This window comes from Sporomusa sphaeroides DSM 2875 (assembly GCF_001941975.2).
Classification (GTDB): domain Bacteria; phylum Bacillota; class Negativicutes; order Sporomusales; family Sporomusaceae; genus Sporomusa; species Sporomusa sphaeroides.
In genome coordinates, this window is sequence record NZ_CP146991.1 from 4,470,480 (window position 1) to 4,496,399 (window position 25,920).

The following is a 25,920-nucleotide window of genomic DNA, read 5'->3' on the forward strand; positions in this document are numbered from 1 at the left end:
TCAGCCCACTCCTTCCTCATTTACCGTGCCGGTTAAAAGCGGTTCATCCTGCCAAGGTGGCACAATGTAGTTCCAGGTAGGGGAGGCAAATCCCATACTTACATCTCTGGCAAAATTCACTGCCCCGTTAAAACCGGCATAGGGACCGCTATAATCATAAGAATGCAATTGCTTGGCGGGAATACCCATCTTCTGCACAACGTACTTATCTTTGATACCGGAAGCAAAAATATCTGGCTTCAGAATTTTAATAAATTCTTCTGTTTCAAAGTGGTTAAGATCATCGGCAATAATGCTGCCATCTTTCATTTCAATATTCATACCCGCATAGTAACTAAGCGGTATCTTCTGCTTTAATTCTTCCATTTTTTCCGGAGACAGCTTCAGCCGGAAACGCCGTTCATCGGCACTAACATGCAGGTCGGGAATGTTTTTGGTATCGGCATCAAGTTTTATGGTAGGAATGACTTGCCGTCCTTCATAATCATCCCGGTGGGCAAATTCATAGCCTGCCAGTATTGTCTCGATTCCCAGTTCAGCAAATAAGCCCTGATAATGATGGCCGCGTGAGCCGCCGACAAAGCAAAAAGCGGTCTTGCCTTCACAAATCTTTTTGTACTGCTCCATCAGCGGTTCAATCCGTGCCAGTTCCCGCGAGATCACTGCTTCGGTTTTTTCTATAAGCGCCGGGTCTCCAAAATACACAGCCATGTTTCTGAGAGACTCGGCAGTACCGTTAACTCCAATAAAATTTACCTTTAACCAGGGTGTGCCGTACTTGGTTTCCAGCATCTCGGCAATATAGTTTATTGAACGATGGCATTGTACCAGATTGAGTTCGGCAACATGCGCATTCCGGAGTTCTTCATACGAACCGTCACCAGTCATAACTGAAATGATAGTATAGCCGATTTCTTTCAATATCCGTTCAATCTCCCAGCTGTCGCCGCCAATGTTGTATTCCCCCAGAATGTTGATAGGATACTTGCCGGCAGCTTCCTCCAGGTCACTTGCGCCGATAACCCGGTCCATAAGAATATTATTGGCAATATGGTGTCCGGCTGACTGACTGACCCCTTTGTACCCTTCGCAACTAAAAGCAAGTACCGGAATGCCATGCCGGGCTTCGGCCGCTCTGGACACAGCTCCCAGATCGTCACCGATGAGTCCTACCGGACAGGTAGCTGAAACGGTAATTGCCTTGGGATGAAAGATATCCACCACCTCATCAATGACTTTGGCCAGTTTTTTTTCTCCGCCAAATACAATATCGCTTTCCTGCATATCGGTAGAGAAGCTGTAATTAATGAAGTTTTGCGCTGACTCCTCAGACTTGGCCTTATTGCGGCGGGTAGCCCAGGTATAATAGGCGCAGCCGATCGGTCCATGGGTGATATGCACCATGTCTTTCAGCGGGCCAAGCACCACACCTTTGCAACCGGCGTAGGCACAGCCGCGATTAGTAATAATGCCGGGAATAGTCCGGGTATTTGCTTCAATTACCTGGGGCATTTGCGCTGCGTCCTTGATAAGAATGTGTTTTTTCCTGTTTTTCTGTACCTTGGACGGATATTGTTCAAGAATTTCCTGTAATTCTTTTTCAGTAACAGCCATGCTGCTTCCCCCCTTTTTTCCTTGCTTTTACACCGCGTCTTTACCGGCTTCACCGGTACGAACCCGAATGGCATCCAGCATGGGCATAACAAATATTTTTCCATCCCCTACCTTGTGCTCCGTCCGGTTGGCCTGCATAATGGCCTCAATAATTTTAGGCACATCTTCATCATGAGCCAGGATGATAAACAGCCGTCTGGGGAATAACCGGTGTCCATCCAAAAAACCGTCAATCAGCGCTTCCGCACCCGCTTCATCGGCATCGGCCAAAGCCATCATCGCCGCTTTCCGCCCGGCGACCACAGCCGGATCATCTACCAGCTTACCCCGCCCGCTTACCTTGACGGCAGTAAAACCGGCCACACCGGCCTCAACCAGCGCCTTCTTGGTAGCACCTGTTTTGTTCATGCGCACAATGGCAAATATTTCCTTCATGGCGATTGCCCTCCTTTACAGTTCTTTCATGCCGCTTGATACGGTATAGACTTCCGTAACAGGGCTGACGAAAATCTTGCCGTCGCCATAAGCTCCCTTTTCACCTGTTTTGGCGGCTTCCATGATAACTTTAATTATTTCTTGTTTATATTCAGCCCGTACCGCCATTAACAACAGCGTTTTAGGGATTTCATCATACACAACACCGCCGATTTTGATGCCTTTTTGTTTGCCCCGGCCTACAACATCCATAACAGTGACCGCATTGAATCCAGCCTGCGACAGTTCGGCCAGCACTTCGTCCTTCTTATCCGGTCTAATAATGGCTCTGATTAATATCACTACAATCACTCCTCATTTTCGTCACTTTGCTCAGGCAATGGCATCAAGAAAGCCGTGCTGCATCATAAGCTCTTCCAGACGGTCCTGGGTCATGGGTTTGGGAATAACAAACATTTTATTTTCATCAATGGCCTTTGCCAGTGCCCGATATTCATTAGCCTGATTTGCCCCGGGATCAAAATCAATAACTGTCTTTTTGTTGATTTCTGCACGCTGCACCAAGTTATCCCGGGGGACAAAATGAATCAACTGCGAACCCAGTTCTTCAGCAAAGGCTTGCAAGAGTGGTAATTCATTATCTACTTTCCGGCTATTGCAAATGATGCCGCCAAGCCGGACTTTACCTGATACCGCATATTTTTGAATGCCCTTGGCTATGTTATTGGCCGCATATAAGGCCATAAGTTCACCTGAGGCTACAATATATATTTCTTCGGCTTTGCCTTCGCGGATAGGCATAGCAAACCCGCCGCAGACAACATCGCCCAATACGTCATAAAATACATAATCGATTTCATCAGTATATGCTCCCAGTGATTCCAGCATATTGATCGAGGTGATTATGCCACGGCCAGCGCAGCCTACGCCTGGTTCCGGTCCGCCGGATTCCACGCAGCGGGTGTTTTTAAACCCTGGCTTTAATATATCCTCCAGTTCAATATCGTCGCCTTCGTCACGCAGCGTATCCAGTACCGTCTTTTGACACAAACCGTTTAGCAGCAAGCGGGTAGAATCCGCCTTAGGATCACAGCCAACTACCATAATTGTCTTTCCAGCCTCAGCCAATGCGGCCACTGTGTTTTGCGTGGTAGTCGATTTACCAATACCACCTTTACCATAAATAGCAACCTGTCTCATTAAAAACGCCTCCTCTTTATTCACTAACTAATGAGTTTCTCCGGCTGCCGGGTTATTTCGCCCTGACTGAGTTCAACCAAGCCTTGGTATACTCCCACATTCTATTGAAAATTGTCAGTGCATGAAATATAATGAAGTTGGGCATATCAAATAACCCTTGCCGACACTTGGGAAATGCGATGGCCCCCGGCTTCACAGGTACTCGTAATACCTGTGAAGCCTTCCTTATGCGTTAACTCTCTCACCTCCTTATACTGCCTAAAAAGGACAAAGGCTTACCGCACGCATCCATGCAGTAAGCCTCATTGCTTTTTAAACATATTATGTTACATGGTTTTTCAGCTTAAAAAACAAAAACTATGGGGCAAAAAAATTCTGCTCCCATAGCGCCATTGCTGAAAACCATATTTGTTTAAAAGAACTATACCATAGATAGTAGCCCCCTGCAATAGGTTCTGGATGAATTCGGAAAATTAAATTATTGATAGCTTAAAAATTTTCCGCATCCTTGCTTTTCCATAAATATGTCGTTATAATCTAAATGAAATCCGGCAAAAGCTAGTAAAAGCCTGCCGCCCACCAGCAGGCTGCTGATAATTTTTTTTAAGAACGGAGGCCCTGTTAATGGAATCATCCAAAGATGAAATACACGAACTGCTTACAGCCATAGTAGGTTCTATCAACAACACGCTTTATGACCTTGCTGCTGAAAGTGAAAGAGGCGGCAGTAAAGTAACTGCCAAGCGTCTGGAATATTCCCGCCAAAAAGTCATGACCGCCTGGGAAGTATATAACCAAAAACGTGCCGAAAAGAAGTAAGCCCGTTTCCCGCAACACAAATATCTCAATATGCCTGTACAGGTTGAACCGGCATATATATAAAGAAGCTTTATGGGGATAGCCCATAAAGCTTCTTTTATTCACTTTGCTTGTTAATAATATCCTTGACTACCTCACCGGCAATAATGAGACCGGCAACAGATGGCACAAAAGCAATACTGCCCGGAATTTGCCGACGGGTCGTACATTTACGTGTCGTCCCCTGCGGACACACACAACCAACACTACAGCTCGAACTCTCGGTTTCCACAGGCTTACGCGGTTGTTCCCTGGAGTAAATCACTTTCAGGGAAGCTACACCGCGCTTTCTTAATTCCTGCCGCATTACCTTAGCTAAAGGACACACCGAAGTGCTAAAAATATCCGCTACTTCAAACTGAGTCGGGTCCAGCTTATTACCGGCTCCCATGGAGGAGATCACCGGAATGTTCCTGGACTTAGCCTGGATAATCAAGTCCAGCTTGGCAGTAACCGTATCGATAGCATCAACGATATACGTATAATCATCAGCAATCAAGCCTGCTGCCGTATCTGGCATGTAAAATTCCTGAAAGACAGTCACTTCGGCTTTAGGATTAATTTCGAGAATGCGATCACGCATAACCTCAACCTTAGGTTTGCCAACAGTCTTTCTGGTAGCATGCAGTTGCCGATTAATATTCGTCAGGCAGATACAATCATCATCCACCAGCACAAACTTGCCAACGCCTGAACGCACTAGCCCTTCCACCACAAACGTACCGACGCCGCCAATGCCGAAAACAGCTACTTTACTTTGTGCCAGTTTTTCGAGGCCTTCTGCACCAATTAATAACTCTGTCCGGGAAAACTCATGCAGCATATTGTCACCCTTACCTTTTACCTTGTCTGCCATATTGTATTAGTGTAACAAAATCACCCAGACCAGTCAACAGCTCTATTGCCAGCTATTTACGGGAAATGCGTGGTTTAATTACCTTACCGCATTTCGGGCAAATATGATTGCCCTCCTGATCAATTTCCATAACAGCTCCACATTGAATATGCACCAACATTCTGCCACCTCCTAAATTATTCCCTGGTGAATAAACGCGACTATTGCTCAAGTAAAGTCTAGCTTCAATACTGCATTAAACAGTATATGAGGTTTAAGATATTTTAGACCATTATTTTGGGGTACTATAGAAAAAAAAGCCTCCCGTGCTGTCGGAAAGCTGATTTGTACATGATGTTACCGCTCGCAGATGCAGCCAGTACTATAATACATTCATTTCCCGTTCAACAATATCTACCCGTACAATTGTCCTTTATGTAAAAACTAAAATATACAAATTAATTGTATCATACCGTAATATTATTTGCAATTAACACAATATTACACTTTCGCAGTTTGCATTTACTGCAAACGGTTTCCGCTATAAACTGCTCTCGCGCTACATAACCTGTCAAAGTAAGGCATACGTTGACTAATTATGCCATAAGATAGTATAATTTACATATAATAGCACGGGAGGCGAAGCAATATGGACATTGCCGCACTTGCCACGGTGGCTGCACAAGCCAATGTTAGTCAACAAGCCAGTATCCTCATGATGAAAAAGGTGATGGATACCGCGACAGACCAAAGTCAAAGTCTGCTTCAATTAATGGGCGCAGGACCAGCGCTATCTCCAGCCCATTTAGGCAATACTATTGACATTTCTATTTAATATAAAAAAAGCTTCTGAGATATTCTCAGAAGCTTTTTCCCAACCACCGGCAATAACAACTAACTTCAGGATAGGGAGGATTTATGAACAAACTCTACGCACTTATAGGTCCCCCGGCTTCAGGTAAAACCAGCATTCTCAAAGAACTTACGCAATATGGTATTCCTGAGATGGTCAGCCACACCACCAGAAAGCCAAGAATTGAGGAAATTGATGGTATTCATTACTATTTTGTTACCAAAGAGGATTTCCAAAAAACCGAGCTGATTGAACGGGTCGAGTATTCAGGCAACTTATACGGTTTGAGCAAAACAGAGGTACTTGAAAAAGTCAATACCTATCCGCTAAGCACAGTTGCCGTCGACATCCAGGGACTAACTCAGCTAAAAAAGCTGCTCGGCAACCGGCTGGAGTCAATATTCATCATGGCAGATTTAGATACAGTCATTGGCCGCATGCTAGAGCGCGGCGACGATCATGCCCTAATTAACCGTCGGATTGAGCATGCTACCAGTGCCGGAGAATTCAACAACTGGCAATCAGCCACCTATGTGGTAAAAAATACCGGATCAATTACCATTGCCGTACATCAGGTACTGGCTATTATCGGCAAAGTAACACTACCGCCTAAAATGGAATAGGGTTAGCAAAAGGATACCGCCAACCTCTCGTTGGCGGTATCCTTTTTGTGTTTATTAATCAATCTCTATTTCCAAGGCAAAGCGGGGAACATTCCTGCCGTCCAGCCGGACCTGCTCGCAGAACATAGTTTTGGGACGTACCCACAACCCGAACTCTCCATATAACGCCCGGTAGATAACAAGCGGTTCCAGCGTTTCGCTATGCTTCGCCTCCCCGATTACCTGGTATTTTGCCCCTTTGTAATGGCGGTAAATCCCGGGTCTTATTTTGGCTGCTCCAGACTTGCTCATACTATACACCTCTTACTGTTAATGCAAAATAGGAGATAGTTTTTTATATACCAGCAACGTAATTGCGGAGACAACAATACCTTTAAACAGGTTAAACGGTATTATGGCAAATACAATAAATGTCTTGATATCCACAATAAACGGATTGCCGGCTTTCCCCATAGCAATCATGGCCTCTGCCGGAAAATGCAGGACTTTTTGGTATAAAGGCAATAACACCCAATAATTTAAGACCGCTGCCATCAGCGTCATGGAAAAGGTACCGGCAAGCAGCGCCCACATCGCCCCTGCCCGGTTCTTTTTGTACTGATAAACAAAAGCTGCCGGCACAACAAAACATGTGCCCACAAAAAAATTAGCCATCTCACCAATACCGGCTGTCTGGGTATTGCTCACATGAATCAGATTTTTAATAAACACAATCAAGCAGCCGGCCAGCGGGCCAAGCGCAAAAGCGCCAATAATTGCCGGAATTTCGCTAAAATCCAGTTTCAAAAAACCTGGCATAAAAATAACCGGAAGTTCCATTGCCATTAAAATCGCGGCAGCACTGGCCAGAACTGCGATGCGTGTTGTATAGGCCATCTTGGTCTGCAAATCAGTTGGTGCCTCCTTGTCTGTGCTTCTCAGGCCACTGCGGCTGTAATTTAGTGCAGCAGCTGAGTATTGTCCAATGTAGTCATACTTAATGACTTATCAATAAATTCTGTAAGCACTATTTCAATAATGGTTTCATGAATTGCCATTGTATCTGTTAAATCCAAGCCGTGCCGGAGCGTCATGTACTCGAATACCCGCGCTAACCCCTCGGCATACACCTCTTGCACCTCGGCCGGTACTTTTCCCCTAAGCACGTCATAGTACAATACCCCATACCGTTTGCTAATATCGCGCAAATGCACTGCAAGCAAGTACTTGTAATCTTCTATCAGATCCATAGTGGCGCCTCCTGCATTCTCTATCTATGCATGTATTCGCGAATCCAACCGGAAAACCCTACCTGCTGATGGTTGGATAACACGTTAAAATTTTGCCAAAATTATACGGCGCCATAGGACTTACGCAATAACTTGTTGAATAACCATCCTAAAACTATCTGACGGGAGGAATAACCAATGAAAAAATTACAAGTTCTGGCCGGGGTACTGTTCCTATTTGCACTGATTACCTGCGCTATGCTGCCGGCGCAGGCTATCTTCACTGCAGTGACTAACACCGATAAGGTAAAGTTATTATCCGAACCAACCGCTGCGGCTGCCGTTGTTAAAGTACTGAAATTGGGCGATATTGTTAAAGTCTATGAAAAATCACCGGATGGCCAATTTTGGGAAGTGGAACATAAAGGCAGTCACGGCTGGATTATGATTCACTTCCTCAGCCCAAAAGATCACCGGCAGCCTTCTCATTTTTGATAGAGCTTCCCGCATCTTCTGCCATGTTATTTGAAAATAGTTTAACAAACAATCTTCCTGCCATATTTATACAAAAATGAAGGATTTTGTTTTTTTAAGCAGAATATAGCAGTAATTGACAACTATATAAAAAAGCAAAAGCAAAACTATAGCGAAAGATTGAGGATATCATGGAGTTATCTAATCTGACTACCAGGTTAAACATCAAGGCTATAGGTATTATTTCAGTATTTATGCTGTTTTTTATAATATACAATCATTGGATATCTTTTCAGGAAAAAAAAGGTATATATAACCGGCATATGGAGTGTTTTGCCCATCATCTGGAAAGCGTTGTTCCTGCCAAATTGTTGGTGGATTACGGGGACAAGCCAACTGCCGAAATCCAGTCTCCGGAAAATCAAATACTTGCTGTCAATAATAAGGTTCAGCCTATTTTGGACAATACCTTTGTGCCGCTGGATATCATAAAATTCGGGGTGTATTCCAGCCAATTGCAACGAATTGTGGCAATTGGCCCGGATTTAGATAAAACCCTGCTTTTGAATACAGAATCCAAATTGTTTAACGACATGTTCCACACAGATACAGTAAAATTTGGACAACAAAAGCAATCTGTGCTGTGGTATGGCGCACCGGCATCCTATGTTGTTAAGCCAATCAAAATTGACAGCCAAATTGTCGGCTATGTCTTTGTCTGCATGAATATCGACAAAGTTATGGAAGAAGAGTGGCAGACATCTCAGCGGTCAATTTTTGGCAGCCTGGTGGCATTATTGATTGTCATCATATTATTCCAGGAAATTTTCGTTCGCTTAAGAAAAGAACTCATTTTATTTGCTGAAGCTACGGTAAATGGCCGCGGCCGGAACTTTGAAAGTAAAATTACCGAACTTAATCCTATTTTGCGGTATATCAATGAACAAACCGAACAAATGGCCCGGCTTGACAGGTTAAACATCATCGGCGAAATGGCCGCCAGTATCGGTCATGAAGTCCGCAACCCCATGACAACCGTCAGGGGATTTCTGCAATATTTAGGAAATAAGCCAGCCTTGGAAAACTATAAGCCTCAGTTTGCGTTAATGATTACCGAGCTTGACCGTGCCAACAGTATCATTACCGAATTTCTATCGTTAGCCAAAAACAAAGCTATGAATTTTCAGTACTGTGACCTAAACGACATTATCCAGGAAATGACACCGCTGCTGGAAGCCGATGCTTTGCGTTATAACTGCCAAATTAACAGGCAGCTGCAGGATCTTCCGGCCATTCGCTTAGATAAAAGCAGTATCCGCCAACTCATCTTAAACATTGTCCGCAATGGCATTGAAGCAACGCCGCAGGGCGGAACGCTGACGATTACCACTTACTGTCATAACTCTCAAGTATTTCTCACTTTTGCCGATGAGGGAACAGGCATTCCCCTTGAACTCATCGACAAGCTGGGAACACCCTTTTTCACCACCAAAGAAAACGGTGTTGGCCTGGGACTTGCTATTTGTTATCGCGTGGTTCAGCGGCACAATGGCACAATGTCGGTGGAGAGCCAACCGGAAAGGGGGACCAAATTTACCATTACCTTTACAATATAAAAGTACGCTGCGAGGTGGAGAATGGCGGAAAGACTACTATCTGTCTTCTTTTTAGCAATTAGTATTGGCTACACCTATTATGCCGGCAATTTATCCTTCGGCAGCTTCATGGCGCCCAAAGCCGGATTTCTGCCGCTCTTAACCGGCGGTATCGCCATTTGTTTAGCCTTGACTATTGTTATGCGGTCATGGCCGGTGAAAGCCACCGGCAAAACCGGAAATGTCAACTGGAGAAAACTCATTTTTATTATCATCGGTATAGTAGCTTACATCATTATTATGCAATTAGCCGGCTACCTGGCAGCCACCTTCATCATCCTGTTCTATTTGTTAAAAATGGCGGAAACACCGGGCTGGCTGGCTCCAGGGTTATTTTCAGCAGGAATTGCGTTAAGTTTCTATTTCATCTTCGAAAAATTTTTAGGCTCTAAATTGCCATAAGCTGGAGTGACGATAGTGGACATTGTAGACATGCTCATCCATGGTTTTGTTATCAGTACTTCACCTGCCAATCTGTTAGCCTGCCTAATAGGTGTTCTGATCGGAACACTGGTAGGGGTGTTGCCTGGAATCGGGCCGATAGGAGCTATCGCACTGCTTTTGCCTTTTAGCTTTACCATGGACGCAACGACTTCGCTCATAATGTTTGCAGGAATTTTTTATGGCTCTTTATTTGGCGGCTCGACCACTTCGATATTACTGAATATTCCCGGCGAGGCCTCCTCGGTGGTTACTTGTATCGATGGGTATGCTATGGCCAAAAAGGGACGGGCAGGCGCAGCTCTGGCGGTTGCCGCTGTCGGCTCGCTGATTGCCGGAACCATAGGGCTTATCGGCCTGACCTTTTTTGCACCGGTTATGTCCAGGCTTGCTGTAACCTTTGGGCCGCCGGAATATTTCGCGATTGCGACAGTAGGCCTGTTAATTCTGATGAAGTTAACAGGTACTTCCATGCTCAAATCAGGCCTGATGGTCGCCGTCGGCATTATGCTTGGCACAGTAGGCCTGGACAGCTTAACCGGTATCAACCGGTTTACATTTGCAGTGGATGAATTACAGCGGGGTTTGGAATTTTCCATTGTGGTAATGGGACTGTTCGGTATCGGAGAGATATTGGATACACTTGTTACCACCACAAATCAACGAAAAGTACAATCATTCCGGTTGCGGGAATTATACCCGGACAAAGAAGAAATCCGGCGTTCGGTTATGCCGATTTTCCGTGGCGGAATTATTGGATTTTTAGTGGGTTTAATTCCAGGACCGTCTGCCACGATTTCAACCTTTGTATCCTATGCCGTTGAAAGAAAAAAAAGTAAACACCCCGAGGAGTTTGGCCACGGGGCGATTGAAGGAGTCGCCGGTCCGGAATCCGCTAATAATGCCGCAGCTTCCGCCGCCATGATTCCGCTATTGTCTTTAGGTCTGCCCTTCTCTGCCATTTCCGCCATTTTGTTAAGCGGGTTCATGATCCACGGTGTCATCCCCGGCCCGACTTTAGTCACACAGCATCCGGATTTATTCTGGGGTCTTATTGCCAGTATGTATATTGGCAATGTGCTATTGCTGATTATAAATCTGCCGCTGGTAGGGTTATTCGCCTATCTGCTGCGAACTCCCATACATATTCTGATGCCGGTCGTCCTGATCATTACCATAACAGGGGCGTATTCGCTTAATCACAGTATCTTCGACCTGGTGCTGCTGGCTGGTTTTGGGATACTTGGCTTTGCCATGAAACAGACGGGTTATGAACCGGCGCCGTTAGCTCTGGGCCTTATCCTCGGGCCTACCCTGGAAACCGGGCTGGCACAGGGCTTAATTATCGGCGACGGCAACCCCTGGTTTTTCCTCTCAAGACCAATCTCAGGTACCATTCTTTGGTGTGGTATTGCTTTGCTGGTTTTTCATATTGTAAGCAGCTTCTTGAAGAAAAAGCAGAGCACACAAATATAAAAAGGAGGTTGTTGGGTGGAGAATAAGCGTATTGTTTTATCGTTACTTACCGTTTTTCTGTGTATGACACTAATGCTGGGAGGTTGTAACATGGGGGCAAAGGAAAGTACCGCTCCGGAAAAATATCCGGTTAAACCAATCAACATAATTGTTCCGTTTGCGGCTGGCGGCAGTGCGGACATAATAGCACGGACACTGGAAAAATCTGCGCAACAACACCTGGGCCAACCGTTGGTTGTACTTAATATGCCAGGAGGCGCAGCCACCATCGGCATGAATGAAATGGCCGGCGCCCAGGCTGACGGCTATACGATCGGGGTAATTGGCATAAACGCAATATTGCAGCCGCTCTATGGCGAAACCAGATACCACTACCCCACCGCACTGGAACCTTTGGTAAAGGTTGTGTCCTCACCGATAGTCCTGGCTGTTCGCTCTGATAAGCCATGGCAGAATCTCAATGATTTGGTTAGCTATGCCAAAGCCAATCCCGGAAAAATCAAGTTTGGCCATGCCGGTTTGGGTACGACAACGCATCTCACCGGTGAGCTGTTTGGCAAAGAAGCTAACATTAATATCGTCCAGGTTCCGTTTAAGGGCGATTCTGAGGCCCTTGCATCCTTGCTGGGAGACCATGTTCATTTAATCCTGAGTACTCCGCCTGCCTTAAAAGAGCATGTAAAAAGCGGCTCAATAAAGATACTCGGGGCTGCTGAAGAAAAGCGCCTAACCCTCTCCGGCTTTGAGAATGTGCCTACCTTCAAAGAACAGGGGATCAATGTCGCATTTGACTTTTGGATTGGCGTGGTAGCTCCCAAGGGTATTCCGGCGGCTGAAAAAGCTAAGTTAGCTGCTGGTTTGAAGGAAATGATCAACGCCCCTGAGTTTAGTAAAAGTATGCAGGAACTGGGAATGGTTGCCGAATATTTAGGGCCGGCTGAATTCAAGGACAGATGGATAGCTGATAATGAAAAACTGACGAAAGTAACAAAAGAAACCGGTATCGCCGATGTAATCAAAGCACAGAAGAAATAGCCGTATTAACGAAACAGGCAGGTTGGTGAACCGGTGCCGTTATCCCGGCGATTTATCTCAAATACCAGTCTTTTGCGTGAGATTGCTTTGCTGGTTTTCCATGCGGCAAACAGCTTCTTGAGGACAAGCAGGTGCACAAATATAAGAGGAGGTTGCTAAATGCAGAATAAGCGTATTGTTTTGCCGTTGCTTGCCGTCTTTTTGTGTATGACATTATTGCTGGGAGGTTGTAATATGGGGGCGAAGGAAAGTACCGCTCCGGAAAAATACCCGGCTAAGCCAATCAATGTAATTGTCCCGTTTGCGGCTGGCGGCGGTGCGGATATAATGGCGCGGGCACTGGAAAAGTCTGCGCAGAAACACCTGGGCCAACCGTTGGTTGTGCTTAATATGGTTGGAGGCGCAGGCACCATCGGCATGAACGAAATGGCCGGCGCCAAGCCTGACGGCTATACAATCGGGGTAATTGGCGTAAACGTAATATTGCAGCCACTCTATGGTGAAACCAGATATCACTACCCCACCGCACTGGAACCGGTGGTAAAAGTTGTATCCTCTCCCACAGTCCTGGCTGTTCTGGCTGATAAGCCATGGCAGAATCTGAATGATTTGGTCAGCTACGCTAAAGCAAATCCCGGAAAAATCAAATTTGGCCATGCCGGTTTGGGTACGACAATACATCTCACCGGTGAAATGTTTGCCAAAGAAGCTAATATCAATATCGTCCAGGTTCCGTTTAAGGGCGAATCAGAAGCCCTTGCATCCTTGCTGGGAAACCATATCCATTTTATGCTGGGTAATCCGTCTGCCTTAAGAGAACATGTAAAAAGCGGCACAATAAAGGTACTGGGGGTTGCGGAGGATAAACGGCTAACCATCTCCGGCTTTGAGAATGTACCTACCTTCAAAGAGCAGGGAGTCAATGTCGCGTTTGACTTTTGGATTGGCGTGGTAGCTCCCAAGGGCATTCCGGCGGCTGAAAAAGCTAAGCTGGCTGCTGGCTTAAAAGAAATGATCAATGCCCCCGAGTTTAATAAAAATATGCAGGAACTGGGAATGGTTGTCGAATATTTAGGGCCGGTTGAATTCAAGGACAGATGGATAGCTGATAATGAAAAGCTGACGAAAATGATAAAAGAAACCGGTATAGCCGATGTAATCAAAGCACAAAAGAAATAGCCATACTAACGCAAGAAATGTGCTGTTCCTGATAAAGGAACAGCACATTCTTTTGGGACACGCAGGGATGCGGTAACCCTATCCCTCCCGGGGAGAATTAGCATACTGCTACAAATCCTCTCTGCAGATGAGATCATTAAATAAGCAGACTTCTGCCGGCGATACGTTGGAATGAGCAAAATCGGACCTTACGCAATCCTTAATTAAGATTTCACTATAATTGCTGCAGCCGTAAGCGATACTGGTGTTTATTATTTCCTGACACAACGCTTTTGCCGGCTCAATAGCCGCCGGCGGGGTGGCCGGGTCTTTTATCACCGCATTAAGATATTCTGCCCGCATAGCATGATGCATTTCCGCAACAATCGCTGCATCCAGAATCCGGTAACATGCGCTTTGCGGAATACAGATATATGTCCGGCAGCTTGCCGTCCGTTCTTTATAAATAAGGCATCTTCCCAAGCCGTCCAGATGGCGGCATTTTTTGTGTCCGGCAACCATAAATATTTCCAGCTTATTTTCGCCCACATCAACAAACAGTTTGGGAATAATCCGCTCAAGCTTACCTTTGGATATTTTCTTAGCGCTGATACTGTCCATATTGATTTTGAATCTGCCTTTACAGCAATGCTCTTTACAGGCGTCACAGGGCAATGGATTCTCTGTTAGAAACTCATCGACAGCCTCAAAAAAGTCCTGCACCGTAGATGTATGGTTTAATCCGGTAATATCGACTTCGCCGGCTTGGTTAAAGAATAGTTTCAGTTTGACCATCCTCTCAATATTATATCTTATTAGGTACAATACATGGCTTGTGCGAGCCTTTGGCAACGGCGGAGAAAGTATGCTTTCTGTCAAGATAAAGAGCCATGATTCATGTGCACATGAATCATGGCTCTACATTCTTCTTTTTGGGCTAATTCTCCTGCCAATCAGCAAAAATACTGATAAACAGGTCTCAATAGGTAACACCTTTCCAGTAAACCAGGGTACATACTTCGGCTCTTGCGGGAAGCTGAACCTCTCGTAATGCCCATTTTTTAAATTCCTCAAAACCGGTTCTGTCCACAATGTAGCCGATATGCTCTTTGCCGCCGGGCGCAGACGGGTCAATGTACTTTTTCACATAGTCATAGGTATTGCAAATGATTTTCGTAATACTCGCTTCATCGGCCCATTTGATGAAATCTTCGCCCAGACGGGGATTTTTCTTGCCGGTTCTGCCAAAAATGGTTAGCCGGAAGTATTTCTCCCGGCTGCGGGTCCATGCCCCTGTCGGGCAATTCAGCACACATTCCCCGCAACCGATACAATTCCCGGTATCACGCACAACTTTGAAATTTACCGTCGCCAGAGCACTGACCGACTTCCTGGTACAAGCCTTCACACAAGCCCCGCAGCTAACACAGCGGTCTGAGTCATACTGGGGCAGGGTCATACCCATAATCCCAAAATCATGCATTCTTACTTTGGCGCAATCATTCGGACAACCCGTCAATGCTACCTTAACATGCAGGTCGTTGGGGAAGATTGCTTTTTCAAGCCGTTTCGCCAAAGCAGAGGTATTATAACAGGCATAAGGACATACATTATTCCCCACGCAGGCCGTAACATTTCTTGTACCTGAAGCGGTATAGCCTTTCCCCGGAAGCTCCTGATTAATGTCCAAGCCTGCGATAACAGGCTGGAGCAATTTATTAACCTTAGGCATATCTGCAAATTTAATCCCCGGAAGCTCAAAGCCCTGCCGGGTGGTAATATTGACAATACCGTTACCATAGGTTTCAGCAATAGTTTGGATGACCGCTAAATATTTTGCCTCCAGATAGCCACCGGGAACACGAATCCGTGAAGCGGTCAAACCTCTGTGTTTAGTCACACGAAACGCATTCTTCTTCAGCATTTTGGTATTTACATCCATTAGAACCCCTCCCTTCTAATCAAGCAGTTGAGCACCCTTTACATAGTTAAATACAGGCCCTTCCAGGCAAACATAGGTGTCATCAATTTTACAATGCCCGCATTTCCCAATACCGCAGCACATTTTCCGTTCATGGGAAATCCAGATATTTTCCTCGTGAAAGCCACGCTGCAAAAGCCCCTGGGCAGCGAACTTCATCATCATTGGCGGCCCAACCACAATGGCCACCGCCTTAGCAACATTTTTCAGCTTCAGCTCCGGAATATACTGTGTAACCAGACCAATCTGGCAGGCGGTATCGTCTTGTGCACAGTCTACCGTCAAAATTACATCCAGGTTTTTCTGCCAGTGACCAAACTCTTCTATAAATAAAATATCTTTTGGCGTCTTAAATCCTGCTACCAGCGTCATGCCTATTGTTTCTTCCATATGGCTGCAAAAATAATCCACTACCCCTTTTACCGGGGAAAGGCCGGTGCCGCCGGCAATGACCACCAGCTCTTTTCCCTTGTAGTTGTCGATATCAAAGCCATTGCCATACGGACCGCGCATAAATAATTTGTCGCCAACATAATGCTCAAAAATTTCATTAGTAACCTTACCCACCCGGCGGATGGTCAAATCTACGGTGCCGTCGCCAATACCGCTGACAGAAATAGGAGCTTCCCCATACTTCGGGATGGAAACTTCAAAAAATTGTCCGGGTTTTACCTGACCCTCATACGTAAGGCGAAAAGTATATTCAAGCTCCGTGTGCTTAATAACATCCCTTATCTCGGACCGGAAGGGAAGATACTCATTTGCCGCCATTTGCAGCCACCTCCTCGATAGCGTCAGCCAGTTTATTTATCGAATGCGAAAACGATATATATTCCGGGCAGATGTCGTCACAACGGCCACAACCTACACACATGTGATAGCCATTGCGTTTTTTGTAATCATATACTTTATGCAGTACCTTAAAGCGCATGCGTTGTCCGTTCTTTTGGCGGTAACAACCGCCGCCCGCAACCTCGGTAAAGCCGTCCACCATACAAGAGGCCCACACCCGGCGCCGCTCTCCCGCCTTGCCGTTATCGGTGTAAAATATATCCTGCATACTAAAGCAGGTGCAGGTGGGACAGACAAAATTGCAGCGGCCGCAGTTAATACAGCGGCTGTCATACTCATCCCACATAGTTGCACCCATTACCTCCAGCGTAATCCCCGCCGGAATATGGACACAGGTTTCATTCCGGGTTACGCAGGCGGGAACTACAGCCGGTGTTGCTGCGCTGCGAGCAGCCAATAAGGCCTCCCATGCTTCATTATGATTATCCACATATACCTTGCCATTTATAATTTCAAGATAAGCATCATACGCATCTGTTCGATTTGTTCCCATATCAACACAGAAACAGTTTTCAAAGGAATACTGACAGCCAAGCAGCACAAACTTTACTTTATCCCGCAGCCGCTGATAATAATAGTCTTCACAACCGTTTTCCAGATAGATCGCGTCAAGCCGTTTTACTGCATGCAGATCACAACTGCGCAGAAAAATTACTGCCCCTTTTTTAGGAGGGTCTGCTTCTTTGACAACCTCTTCGGTAAAGAAAAACAAAGTCTGCGACAGAGGCAACAGCACTTCTTTAAAGGAAAATTCTGATTTTAGATCAAAAACGATTTCTTCCACTGTATGAATTTCCCCGTAACGAATACGGTCAGTATCTGAGAAACCACCTCCATCTTTGAAACGCTTAGGAGCATAGATAAAATAGTCTTTAGACCACTCCTGCAATATCTGATTGAAGCCCGTTTGTTCTAAGCAGTAGCCCATGTTTACACCTCTTTCTTTTAATTGATGTAGTATGGAATAATGATACTTACGTTCCTTGTGTATTTTTTAACAAGTTAATTGTAGCGTGGGCAAAAAAAGGCTGCCGTGACTAAAATCACGGCAGCTTAAAATATTCTGAAAGTTTATCACGGTCTACTATCGTTATTTGACCATCATTAATCCGAATCAATCCTTGACTGACCAAAATTTTCAGTTGGCGTGATACAGTTTCACGCCGTGATCCCAGCATCTCCGCAAGATAGGTAATACTTACATCAATGTTAATCGTAGTTCCCCCTTGACCGGGAACACCGTAATCTCTGGACAGCTTCCACAGTTTGGCGGCAATGCGTTTATCACCGCGCACAGAGTTGGGAGTATTCTTCATTTGCCGGTAAAGGCGCCGAACTTTCATGGCCAGAGAGGCCAATACACTTTTAGTCAGTGAAAAATCCTGTTCCATGACACGCAGGAAATCCTGCCTGTCAAAACAAAGAATCTGGGCCTCTTCAAATGCTTCGCAATTGATGGAGGCAGGAATTCCTTGCAAAACCACTTCGTTAATCAGTTTGCCTTTATCTAAAATAAAGATGACCTTTTTCTCCCCCTGCGCGTCAACCGTATAGAGGGTGACAAGGCCGCTGATAACAATATAAACCATCTCTACCGGCTCTTTATCAAAAAATAAATGTTCCCCTTTAACCAGGCGGCGCACCGTGCCACAGGCGGACAATACTCTGACAGACCGGGGAGCTGCCTGCTGAAAGGCCTCCACCAGCGCCACTGCCTCACTTATATTCATCATCATCACCAGTATCTTTATTGTTAGTCAGGCAAACCCGCTATTGGAGTACATTTCCCATAAACTGCAAAAATCCTGCATGGTTTCAGCATTTTCTTTGCTATCTAAAACAGGAGCATCCTTCTGCCTACAGGCAAAATTATGCTCCCATTGATAACATACTAAACTAAAACTCTACATTCACAATTACCCACATATCTCCACCATCCGGCCAACAGCTAATCCGCTTTATGGTAGCCAATTAAAAGCATACCCCAAAGAACATAAGGTAATGGTACCAACAGAAATTAATCCATAAGCAATATCCCAAAACATAACTAATCCCCCTCCTTTAAAAAACAAAGAATATTTTAATATATGAGGAAGGATTTGTTTTTATGCCGGAAAATATTGCAAATAACCGTCCGGAACTAACCCGGCAGGGCGAGGGCTATTGCCGTTTATATCAGGCATACATTTGGAATACACTATGGTAAATGAAAGGCGGTTTTACCATGAAAATCGTGATTTTAGCCGATACCCATCTGAATAAAGAAACTGATATGCTTAAAACATTGTTAGACAAGCTCGGTGAAGTAGACCTGATCATCCATGCCGGTGATTACATAAATGACGCCGTTGTCGATACATTAAGAAAGATCCCTGGATTTCACGGCGTATGGGGCAACTGCGATACGGCCGGGATTCAGAATACGCTTAAAGAGAAGGAATTACTTACGCTGGGTTCTTACCGGTTAGGTATCTTTCATGGCCATGGAAAAGGAAAATCTACACTTGACCGGGCTTACGCCGCCTTTGAGAACGACAATGTCAACATCATTGTTTTCGGACACAGCCACCAGCCGTCTATTACGACCAAAAATAAAGTTTTGATGCTTAATCCCGGTTCTCCGACCAGCAAGCGAACCCAAAAATGGTTTACTTTCATTCTTTTAGACCTTAACGCTGCCTCGATCGAAGCCCGTTTGGTACTATTCGATAATCTTCAATCATTAAGCCTGTAGCCTCATTTATTTATCCGGCGCAGCAGGGATGAGCAAAATTAACGAATATCGGAATGATAAGTGTTCATAGGTGCGGGTCAAATGCCCAAATCTTATGTAATAGACTCCTAAAGAATGAATTGAGCTGCTCCATATCGCAAAAATGGTCTGGCGGCAGTCTATTGGCATAGTCCTCAAAGTATGTGAGTCTCTCTTCGATGAAACGGTTCACAGCCTCCATACGCGGGATCATTGACAATTCGTCTCCGGCCATCTTTCGGGCAAGCAAGGCTTCCAGCTGTTCTTGCAGCGACGGATTTCCTTGCATTTGTGTTGCCAAAAGTGTATGAAAGGAGAGGGGTGGATGAGTATTTTCACGCTCCAGCCACATGCATGCAAACAGTGGCCTAAGGACATAAAAATACTTTTTGGCTTTGACTGTCTCCCCCTTCAGGTAGCTTCTATAATTGGATACCGCCATACTTAAATAATGGAACATTGATGTTCTGCGTGCAAAATAGGCAGAACGGATGGCTTTCATCTGTTCTCTTATTTCATTTTCTTCCCGGTAAACGATGGGTGAGTCCAGCCATTCCATAAGCGCCGGGTTGTATTTGCGCAATAACCCCAATGCTTTCCGTATATCCCAGCCGTTTATATCTAATAAATCATGAATGGGGTACTCAAGCACATCACGCTTTTTTTCAATGGACAGATACCATTCCGGTCTGTGGATATAGACAAAACGAACATCATAATCACTATCCGGCGAAGGAAAACCCCAGGCCCGGCTCCCTGATTCAACTGCAAACAGTATTTTTATTTTTTCTTCAGTTTCAATATCTGTTAATTTAGCAAGAATTGCCGCTCTCATACTATCACTCCCAACACCCTGCAGGCACCGAATAACTCCAAGAATCTCTCAGAACATACTTTCAAAATTAACCCTTGACCACGCCAAGGGTGCGCAGTTTCTTTACCGGCGTTATCAGGTCAAGCTCATTTTCAATAACAGCATCAATATCTTTGTAGGCAAATCTTGATTCCTCGGCCACATCACTCTTGTTATTCTTGCCCAGAACCACACCACAGCTTTTTAAATCGTTCATAACCGCTTCCACCGCAAATGTCCCTTTGGCTTTGGTCCGCGACATAAGCCGTCCCGCCCCATGAGAACAGGAATGAAAACTTTCCGCATTGCCTTTTCCTTCAACAAGATAACTATAAGAGCCCATAGCACCGGGAATAATGCCAATATCGCCTTTTCTCGCACGGATAGCTCCTTTACGGTGTACCCAGACATTTTTCCCATAATGGTGCTCCAGGTCGGCATAATTATGGTGACAGTTAATGTAATTCGAATACTCTGGGCGGCAACCGAGCAAGCGGTTTGTCCATTTATCCAACAGGCCTGTTATCGCGTCCATCATATGGTCGCGATTTTCTTTGGCAAAAGCCAGCGCCAGTTGCATCCAGTCGATATAAGCCTGCCCCGCTTTGCTGTCAACAGGCAAAAAGGCCAGTTGATATTCAGCAGGTACTGCGGCAAACCATTTTTTGTTGTTCTTTTGGGCTTCCTCATGGAAAAAGCGGCAGATTTGGTGTCCAAGATGCCGGCTGCCCGAATGCAGCATAATACCGGTGAGGCCATTTTCATCTTCCTGCAACTCAATAAAATGGTTCCCGCCGCCAAGCGTTCCGGTTTGGTAATACCCATCCTCTATTTCCGGCAGAAGTTTTGCGGCAAATGCATAATGCTCTTTATTGGCCATGGCCTCATCAATGACAGCAGATGCCTGCCGCTGTTTATGATGGGCGAAGCCCACGGGAATATTCCGCAGGATGTCGCCGATGAGAACCTGCAGGAGCGATCCGCTTGCCGTATTTGTATTTTTAAGTAAAGCGGCCTCAATATTGGTTTGAATATAAGCCATCCCACAACCGATATCCACCCCGACCGCATTGGGAATCACTACACCGTCAGCGGCAATAACCCCGCCGATAGGCATTCCTTTCCCCATATGGGTATCAGGCATAAGTGCAACCCATTTATGTATAAAAGGCAGATTAGACAGGTTGGTGGCTTGTTGGAGGCAGCCCTCTTCCAACCGGTCCTGTTCCTGCAGCCAAACCTTTATCGGATGTTGCTGTTTTTCCTGGTCATAAATAACATACATACTATCATCTCCTCGTGTATAATTTACCAAATTATGCTTCAGCTATCATTAAAAAAAGTTTGCGAGCTTGCAACATTTCACTAAGAATGCTATTTTAAAATGCTAAACCCAACGATTATATTGTAGGGTGATATGATGGCCGCATTTACAGAACTCATTAAAAACTTTGATAAAATCCGAGACTATGCCCGGGATTTTTTAGTGTACGGCTATAAATGCCGTAATGACTACACGCACAAAAGCAGCCGGAGTTATGATAATGAACGGCGAAGAATAGAAAGCTATCTTGCCGGCTATATTCACTGGGAAACCAGCGCTCGCGGGAAAAATCTGTTTATCAGTACCGATACCGGCGACCTCTCCCAAAATCCGCTGTTTTCAGTATGGGAGACAAAATCTTTTACCGCCAATGACTGCCTGCTGCATTTTTGCCTTTTTGATATACTTAAAAACCATCCCGGTTCAACTGCTCAGACGGCTGCCGCTCTCCTTTACGAGCAGTACCTGTCGTGTTTTGACGATTGTGAAATGCCGGATACCATGACTGTCCGCAATAAGCTTAACGAATATGTCGCAGCCGGCTTATTCCAAAAACAGAAAAACGGTAAAACGCTTCATTACTTTATTAGTGACAGTAAGCTGGATAACGCCTTGCCTGAGATAATAAACAAACTCGCCGTCCCTATACATTTTTTCGAAAATATTACGCCGGCAGGCGTTCTGGGGTATTTCATCCGCCGTGATACCGGCCAGAATCCCGGAATCTTTTCCTTTAGACATTTTTTTGCTTCCCATACCCTTGATGACGAGGTATTGCTGAAAATATTGTCAGCCATCCAAGAGCAAAGAAGCATCCAGCTTGAGACCTGCAGCAACCGGTCAAAAAACCCTTCCTGCCAGACAATCTTACCGCTAAAAATTGCAATCAATGTCAAGCACGGGCGGCGCTATTTACTTGCCTATAACAGCCGGACGCACAACTTTTTCTCCTACCGTCTGGATTATCTTAAAAAAGTCAAAGTACTGGAGCAAAGTAGTGTTTTTACCAAACACTTGTCTGAACTGGAAACCAGGCTTCTCCGTACCTGGGGCGTCTATCTTGGCAGAAAAAATCATATTGAACAACTGGAAATGGTACTGGCTATCGATGAAGAGTCCGAAGCGTATGTTCTTACACGGCTGCAACGGGAAGGCAAACACGGCACAGTCGAAAAACTTGCTGACAATCGCTTCGTCTACCGCATTGAAGTCTCTGATACGCAGGAAATGGTACCCTGGCTGCGAACATTTATCGGACGGATCATCTCCCTAACCGGCTCTAACCAGCGGATAATGAAGCAGTTTCATGAGGACATCGAGTGCATGACACACATGTATGAAGACTAGAGAGGGAAAACCGGATGGAGCTTTTTAGCGAAATTCATAGCAGATACTACTACATCATCAGCCAAGTCTTGCAAGCAGCCTCCAGCCGCAGCCTTACAACCCGCGATATCGCCGCCATTGTTTCAGAGCTTGGTTTTGCCGAAACTTCCCTAAACCTCACTCCGGCCTTGCTCAATACCGGCCAGAATAATTACCGGTTGCTAATCAATGGGCCTTCCGGTTATTCTCAGCCTGTTCCCCAAAACCTTCCGCCCCCTATGCTGACAACATTACAAAAACGCTGGCTAAAAACCATACTGGCAGATAAGCGGTTTAAGCTTTTTACCAACGGGAACCAATATGATTTATACAGTTCCCTGCTTGCCGATGTTGAACCGCTCTACTGTCCAGACTGCCTCCTGCCTGTTGATATGGCTAATGATGGTGATGCCTATGACAACAACGAATACAAGTATATCTTCGCGACGATTCTTACTGCCATACAAGCGTCCAAAATATTGCTGATTACCTACGAAAGCGGTAAAGGCAACCGTCTTTCAGCTTATATCGCCCCTTACAAACTTGAGTATTCGATGAAAGACGATAAGTTCAGGCTGATTGGCGTTAGAATGCGCCAAAAGAAATTAAAAAGCCTCTACAAATTAAACCTTGCCCGCATTACTTCGGTAACGGTAATGGATTGGAATGCCCCCACAGACCTGGCCTGCTATATTCAAAGCCTGCGTATGCCCCAGCCGGTTGAAATCGAGATTACCAACGAACGCAACGGCTTTGAGCGCATTTTTACCCAGCTATCCAATTTTGAACGTATTTCAGAATATGACGAACAAACCAAAACCTGTCATATGAAAATTTATTACTATGAAGTTGATGAAATGGAGCTATTAATTACGCTGCTTTCCTTTGGGCCGGTTATTCGCGTATTAGGTCCGGCAGATTTTAAGAAGCAAATTATCGAACGCATAGTAAGCCAAAAACGGCTATTTGCAGAAACTGCTAACAGCGTGTACCCCCGGTGAGATGATCATATAAGCAAGTACTTATATGCCCTACCTCTGCCTATCGTCAAATTCAAAGCCACTATTGCCTGCCGGCAATAGTGGCTTTTGTTTAAAGCAAACCTTACGCTAACTTATGCAGATTCATTCCTGCAACTTTTATTAATCGGCTTTACGCAGTTTAAATTCCATCCCTTCATAAACCCTGATCGGTTTTCCCCGCTCCAGTAATTCGTGTTGAATCCACATTGTTTGCTTCAGCAACAGTTCTTGTGCAATATTTTGCTCCATGATAATTTCGTTCAGCCGGATTAGCGCCAGCTTTTTATTGGTATGCTGATCGCGTCCCTGTGTAGATACAACACTAACACCGGTAGGAATGTGTATGGCCCGCACCGCTGTCTCAACCTTATTAACATGTTGTCCGCCCTTGCCCCCGCTTCTGAATGTTTCAAAGCGGACAAGTTCTGCATCAAAAACCTGCTTTTGGTTTTCCTGAATTTCACTTACCCCAATGAACCAGTTTTTGCGCTTGTGTTTTGGTCTGAACGGACTCTGAACAATCCATTTGATTGTGCCAACAATCCCTCCCACCCTTGCTGGTGTTTTGATAACTACTGATTTGAAGCAATCAATATAACTGCCTTGTACCTGACTTACTATTTCCAGGTCAGCGAATTCCGTTTGCAATGCCTTCAGAAATTTTCCCACTGCCAATTCACATTCTAAAGGACCTTTGCCAGAACTTATTTGAATTAATATATCAATCACCCCTTATAGGTCAATACCGGCCGCAGGGTTGCAACAACATGGATTAGCCCGAATTGCAGCAAGCTGGCAATCACAGTATCAATATTTTTATAGGCTTCAGGTGCTTCTTGAAACAATAGGTCGGTATCGTGACAGACCACCCTGCTCTTTAACTTTGTTTGGCGAATGGTATCCCGATCATACTTATTGCGAATTCGGGATTTACACAAACTCCTGGCCCATTTCCGTCCGGCTCCATGTGATAACGAGAAGGCAGACACTTCCGTATTGCCGGCAGGTTTTACAATATAAGTAAGCGAACCTCGCGACCCGGGAATAATGACCGGCCCCAGTTCGGCAGACACAGCACCTTTCCGGTGAATATAGACATCTCCTTTTTGTTCAATAAAGTTGTGTTGGCAATCAATTAGCTTTTGGATTTGCGACGTATACCCCAAGTAGCCGAGCAGCTTGTTCACAACGATTTCCCGGTTTCTCGCGGCCCACAGCAATGCCTGATCATGGTCTGCCAGATAGCTCTGCATAGCTTCACTCCCTGCCGCCAGTCCATGGCAATCCTTATACTCATTTAATATCCGTTGCCCGTAACTGCGCGACCCACTGTGCAGCAGCAGCATTACCTGGCTTTCGTCCAGTTCCAGCATTGCGCAGGTTTCCTGGTCATAAACCTTTTCAACAACCTGAAATTCTGCAAAATGGTTGCCGCCGCCAATGGTTCCCAGGTCGTAGATCGGGCTTGGTTCCTCATAGGGATTAACGGTCTGAATATCGGACAATTCCCGTATATTATTAAGCTTTGTCACCCAGCGTTCAAGCTTAAACTTTCGGCACTCAACCCCGGTAGAATACAGCCCCATCCCGCAGCCAATATCGCCACCGATTATGTGCGGATAGATAACCCCCTTGGTTACCACTACAGCTCCAACAGGTGATTTTCCCGCATGCAAATCCGGCAAGCCTACGGTGCGCACTACACCCGGTAAAGCTGCCACCCCCTTTAGTTGAGTTATCGCGGTATCCTCTATCCAATTCTTTTCACTTGTGATTATTGTTATATTGCTCATGCAATTCCCCTTCATAATTCAATTTGCAAACAGACATAAAAAGGCCGCAGCAACCAAGCTGCGGCCCTATAGTTACCCTAAAAAAGGCAACAAAAAAACACGATAACCTATCG

29 protein-coding genes are annotated in these 25,920 nt (G+C 45.3%); 12 read left to right on the top strand and 17 right to left on the bottom strand.

Annotated features, from left to right (window positions below):
• The 4 genes from nifD to nifH are packed head-to-tail and all read right to left on the bottom strand — an operon-like array spanning position 1 to position 3,249.
• Positions 1–1,614, bottom strand: coding sequence for a nitrogenase molybdenum-iron protein alpha chain (nifD, locus tag SPSPH_RS20560; protein ID WP_075756077.1), 1,614 nt, complete (start codon positions 1,612–1,614; stop codon positions 1–3).
• Positions 1,615–1,641: 27 nt separating this feature from the next.
• A complete protein-coding gene (locus tag SPSPH_RS20565) occupies positions 1,642–2,049 on the bottom strand; it encodes a P-II family nitrogen regulator (protein ID WP_075756078.1) in 408 nt (135 codons plus the stop codon).
• 15 nt (positions 2,050–2,064) lie between these two features.
• On the bottom strand, positions 2,065–2,391 hold the full coding sequence (locus SPSPH_RS20570) for a P-II family nitrogen regulator (RefSeq protein WP_075756079.1): 327 nt from the start codon (positions 2,389–2,391) through the stop codon (positions 2,065–2,067).
• A 30-nt stretch (positions 2,392–2,421) separates the two neighbouring features.
• A complete protein-coding gene (gene nifH, locus SPSPH_RS20575) occupies positions 2,422–3,249 on the bottom strand; it encodes a nitrogenase iron protein (RefSeq protein WP_075756080.1) in 828 nt (275 codons plus the stop codon).
• 624 nt (positions 3,250–3,873) lie between these two features.
• Between nifH and SPSPH_RS20580 the strand changes: the two genes are divergently transcribed.
• The gene (locus tag SPSPH_RS20580; protein WP_075756081.1) at positions 3,874–4,068 is read left to right on the top strand and encodes a hypothetical protein; all 195 of its coding nucleotides are present in this window, start codon (positions 3,874–3,876) and stop codon (positions 4,066–4,068) included.
• Positions 4,069–4,165: 97 nt separating this feature from the next.
• Here the strand turns inward: SPSPH_RS20580 and SPSPH_RS20585 are convergent, their stop codons facing one another.
• Complete coding sequence (locus SPSPH_RS20585) at positions 4,166–4,930, bottom strand: tRNA threonylcarbamoyladenosine dehydratase (RefSeq protein WP_075756522.1); 765 nt, start codon at positions 4,928–4,930, stop codon at positions 4,166–4,168.
• A gap of 661 nt (positions 4,931–5,591) precedes the next feature.
• Between SPSPH_RS20585 and SPSPH_RS20590 the strand changes: the two genes are divergently transcribed.
• Positions 5,592–5,777 carry a YjfB family protein gene (locus SPSPH_RS20590; RefSeq protein ID WP_075756082.1) on the top strand — a complete coding sequence of 62 codons (186 nt, stop codon included), beginning with the start codon at positions 5,592–5,594 and terminating at the stop codon, positions 5,775–5,777.
• A gap of 83 nt (positions 5,778–5,860) precedes the next feature.
• Positions 5,861–6,418: a guanylate kinase gene (locus tag SPSPH_RS20595; RefSeq protein WP_075756083.1), complete on the top strand. Its 558-nt coding sequence runs from the start codon at positions 5,861–5,863 to the stop codon at positions 6,416–6,418.
• 54 nt (positions 6,419–6,472) lie between these two features.
• Here the strand turns inward: SPSPH_RS20595 and SPSPH_RS20600 are convergent, their stop codons facing one another.
• From SPSPH_RS20600 to SPSPH_RS20610, 3 genes are read right to left on the bottom strand one after another with little or no spacing between them, the layout of a single operon-like run.
• Complete coding sequence (locus SPSPH_RS20600) at positions 6,473–6,709, bottom strand: DUF1653 domain-containing protein (protein WP_075756084.1); 237 nt, start codon at positions 6,707–6,709, stop codon at positions 6,473–6,475.
• 18 nt (positions 6,710–6,727) lie between these two features.
• Positions 6,728–7,306: an ECF transporter S component gene (locus SPSPH_RS20605; RefSeq protein ID WP_223226109.1), complete on the bottom strand. Its 579-nt coding sequence runs from the start codon at positions 7,304–7,306 to the stop codon at positions 6,728–6,730.
• A 50-nt stretch (positions 7,307–7,356) separates the two neighbouring features.
• Positions 7,357–7,647: a hypothetical protein gene (locus tag SPSPH_RS20610; protein WP_075756085.1), complete on the bottom strand. Its 291-nt coding sequence runs from the start codon at positions 7,645–7,647 to the stop codon at positions 7,357–7,359.
• A gap of 177 nt (positions 7,648–7,824) precedes the next feature.
• Between SPSPH_RS20610 and SPSPH_RS20615 the strand changes: the two genes are divergently transcribed.
• From SPSPH_RS20615 to SPSPH_RS20640, 6 genes are all read left to right on the top strand, one after another.
• Entirely contained in the window at positions 7,825–8,121 is a 297-nt protein-coding gene (locus SPSPH_RS20615) for an SH3 domain-containing protein (protein ID WP_075756086.1), read from the top strand.
• 170 nt (positions 8,122–8,291) lie between these two features.
• Positions 8,292–9,716: an ATP-binding protein gene (locus SPSPH_RS20620; RefSeq protein ID WP_075756087.1), complete on the top strand. Its 1,425-nt coding sequence runs from the start codon at positions 8,292–8,294 to the stop codon at positions 9,714–9,716.
• 21 nt (positions 9,717–9,737) lie between these two features.
• Positions 9,738–10,157, top strand: a complete 420-nt coding sequence (locus tag SPSPH_RS20625; protein WP_075756088.1) for a tripartite tricarboxylate transporter TctB family protein — start codon at positions 9,738–9,740, stop codon at positions 10,155–10,157.
• 15 nt (positions 10,158–10,172) lie between these two features.
• Positions 10,173–11,672 (top strand): tripartite tricarboxylate transporter permease, encoded by a 1,500-nt coding sequence (locus SPSPH_RS20630; RefSeq protein ID WP_075756089.1) that lies wholly within the window; start codon positions 10,173–10,175, stop codon positions 11,670–11,672.
• Between the two features lie 90 nt (positions 11,673–11,762).
• Positions 11,763–12,707: a tripartite tricarboxylate transporter substrate binding protein gene (locus SPSPH_RS20635; protein WP_075756090.1), complete on the top strand. Its 945-nt coding sequence runs from the start codon at positions 11,763–11,765 to the stop codon at positions 12,705–12,707.
• Between the two features lie 234 nt (positions 12,708–12,941).
• Positions 12,942–13,886, top strand: a complete 945-nt coding sequence (locus SPSPH_RS20640) for a tripartite tricarboxylate transporter substrate binding protein (protein WP_075756524.1) — start codon at positions 12,942–12,944, stop codon at positions 13,884–13,886.
• Positions 13,887–13,994: 108 nt separating this feature from the next.
• Here SPSPH_RS20640 and SPSPH_RS20645 read toward each other — a convergent pair whose 3' ends face one another.
• The 5 genes from SPSPH_RS20645 to SPSPH_RS20665 all read right to left on the bottom strand — a co-directional run bounded on the left by SPSPH_RS20645 (position 13,995) and on the right by SPSPH_RS20665 (position 18,434).
• Complete coding sequence (locus tag SPSPH_RS20645) at positions 13,995–14,660, bottom strand: YkgJ family cysteine cluster protein (RefSeq protein ID WP_075756091.1); 666 nt, start codon at positions 14,658–14,660, stop codon at positions 13,995–13,997.
• A 184-nt stretch (positions 14,661–14,844) separates the two neighbouring features.
• Positions 14,845–15,807, bottom strand: coding sequence for a sulfite reductase subunit C (gene asrC, locus SPSPH_RS20650; RefSeq protein ID WP_075756092.1), 963 nt, complete (start codon positions 15,805–15,807; stop codon positions 14,845–14,847).
• Between the two features lie 15 nt (positions 15,808–15,822).
• Positions 15,823–16,617, bottom strand: coding sequence for an anaerobic sulfite reductase subunit AsrB (asrB, locus tag SPSPH_RS20655; RefSeq protein ID WP_075756093.1), 795 nt, complete (start codon positions 16,615–16,617; stop codon positions 15,823–15,825).
• Positions 16,604–17,626, bottom strand: a complete 1,023-nt coding sequence (gene asrA, locus SPSPH_RS20660; RefSeq protein ID WP_075756094.1) for an anaerobic sulfite reductase subunit AsrA — start codon at positions 17,624–17,626, stop codon at positions 16,604–16,606. The genes asrB and asrA overlap by 14 nt, the downstream gene beginning before the upstream one ends.
• Before the next feature lie 115 nt (positions 17,627–17,741).
• Positions 17,742–18,434 carry a Crp/Fnr family transcriptional regulator gene (locus SPSPH_RS20665; RefSeq protein ID WP_233138980.1) on the bottom strand — a complete coding sequence of 231 codons (693 nt, stop codon included), beginning with the start codon at positions 18,432–18,434 and terminating at the stop codon, positions 17,742–17,744.
• 488 nt (positions 18,435–18,922) lie between these two features.
• On the opposite strand from SPSPH_RS20665, the gene SPSPH_RS20670 reads away from it, so the two are divergent.
• The gene (locus tag SPSPH_RS20670) at positions 18,923–19,432 is read left to right on the top strand and encodes a metallophosphoesterase family protein (RefSeq protein WP_075756526.1); all 510 of its coding nucleotides are present in this window, start codon (positions 18,923–18,925) and stop codon (positions 19,430–19,432) included.
• 64 nt (positions 19,433–19,496) lie between these two features.
• Here SPSPH_RS20670 and SPSPH_RS20675 read toward each other — a convergent pair whose 3' ends face one another.
• Together SPSPH_RS20675 and SPSPH_RS20680 are read right to left on the bottom strand one after the other, a co-directional pair.
• On the bottom strand, positions 19,497–20,285 hold the full coding sequence (locus tag SPSPH_RS20675) for a nucleotidyltransferase domain-containing protein (protein ID WP_075756095.1): 789 nt from the start codon (positions 20,283–20,285) through the stop codon (positions 19,497–19,499).
• Positions 20,286–20,352: 67 nt separating this feature from the next.
• Positions 20,353–21,588: an RtcB family protein gene (locus SPSPH_RS20680; protein ID WP_075756096.1), complete on the bottom strand. Its 1,236-nt coding sequence runs from the start codon at positions 21,586–21,588 to the stop codon at positions 20,353–20,355.
• Positions 21,589–21,720: 132 nt separating this feature from the next.
• Between SPSPH_RS20680 and SPSPH_RS20685 the strand changes: the two genes are divergently transcribed.
• Both SPSPH_RS20685 and SPSPH_RS20690 read left to right on the top strand, forming a co-directional pair.
• The gene (locus tag SPSPH_RS20685; RefSeq protein ID WP_083945548.1) at positions 21,721–22,974 is read left to right on the top strand and encodes a WYL domain-containing protein; all 1,254 of its coding nucleotides are present in this window, start codon (positions 21,721–21,723) and stop codon (positions 22,972–22,974) included.
• 14 nt (positions 22,975–22,988) lie between these two features.
• Positions 22,989–23,993 (top strand): WYL domain-containing protein, encoded by a 1,005-nt coding sequence (locus SPSPH_RS20690; protein ID WP_075756098.1) that lies wholly within the window; start codon positions 22,989–22,991, stop codon positions 23,991–23,993.
• 141 nt (positions 23,994–24,134) lie between these two features.
• Here the strand turns inward: SPSPH_RS20690 and prfH are convergent, their stop codons facing one another.
• Entirely contained in the window at positions 24,135–24,743 is a 609-nt protein-coding gene (gene prfH, locus SPSPH_RS20695; protein WP_198930926.1) for a peptide chain release factor H, read from the bottom strand.
• A complete protein-coding gene (locus SPSPH_RS20700; protein WP_109298210.1) occupies positions 24,740–25,807 on the bottom strand; it encodes an RNA ligase RtcB family protein in 1,068 nt (355 codons plus the stop codon). Before SPSPH_RS20700 ends, prfH begins: the two co-directional genes overlap by 4 nt.
• Positions 25,808–25,920 lie beyond the last annotated feature (113 nt).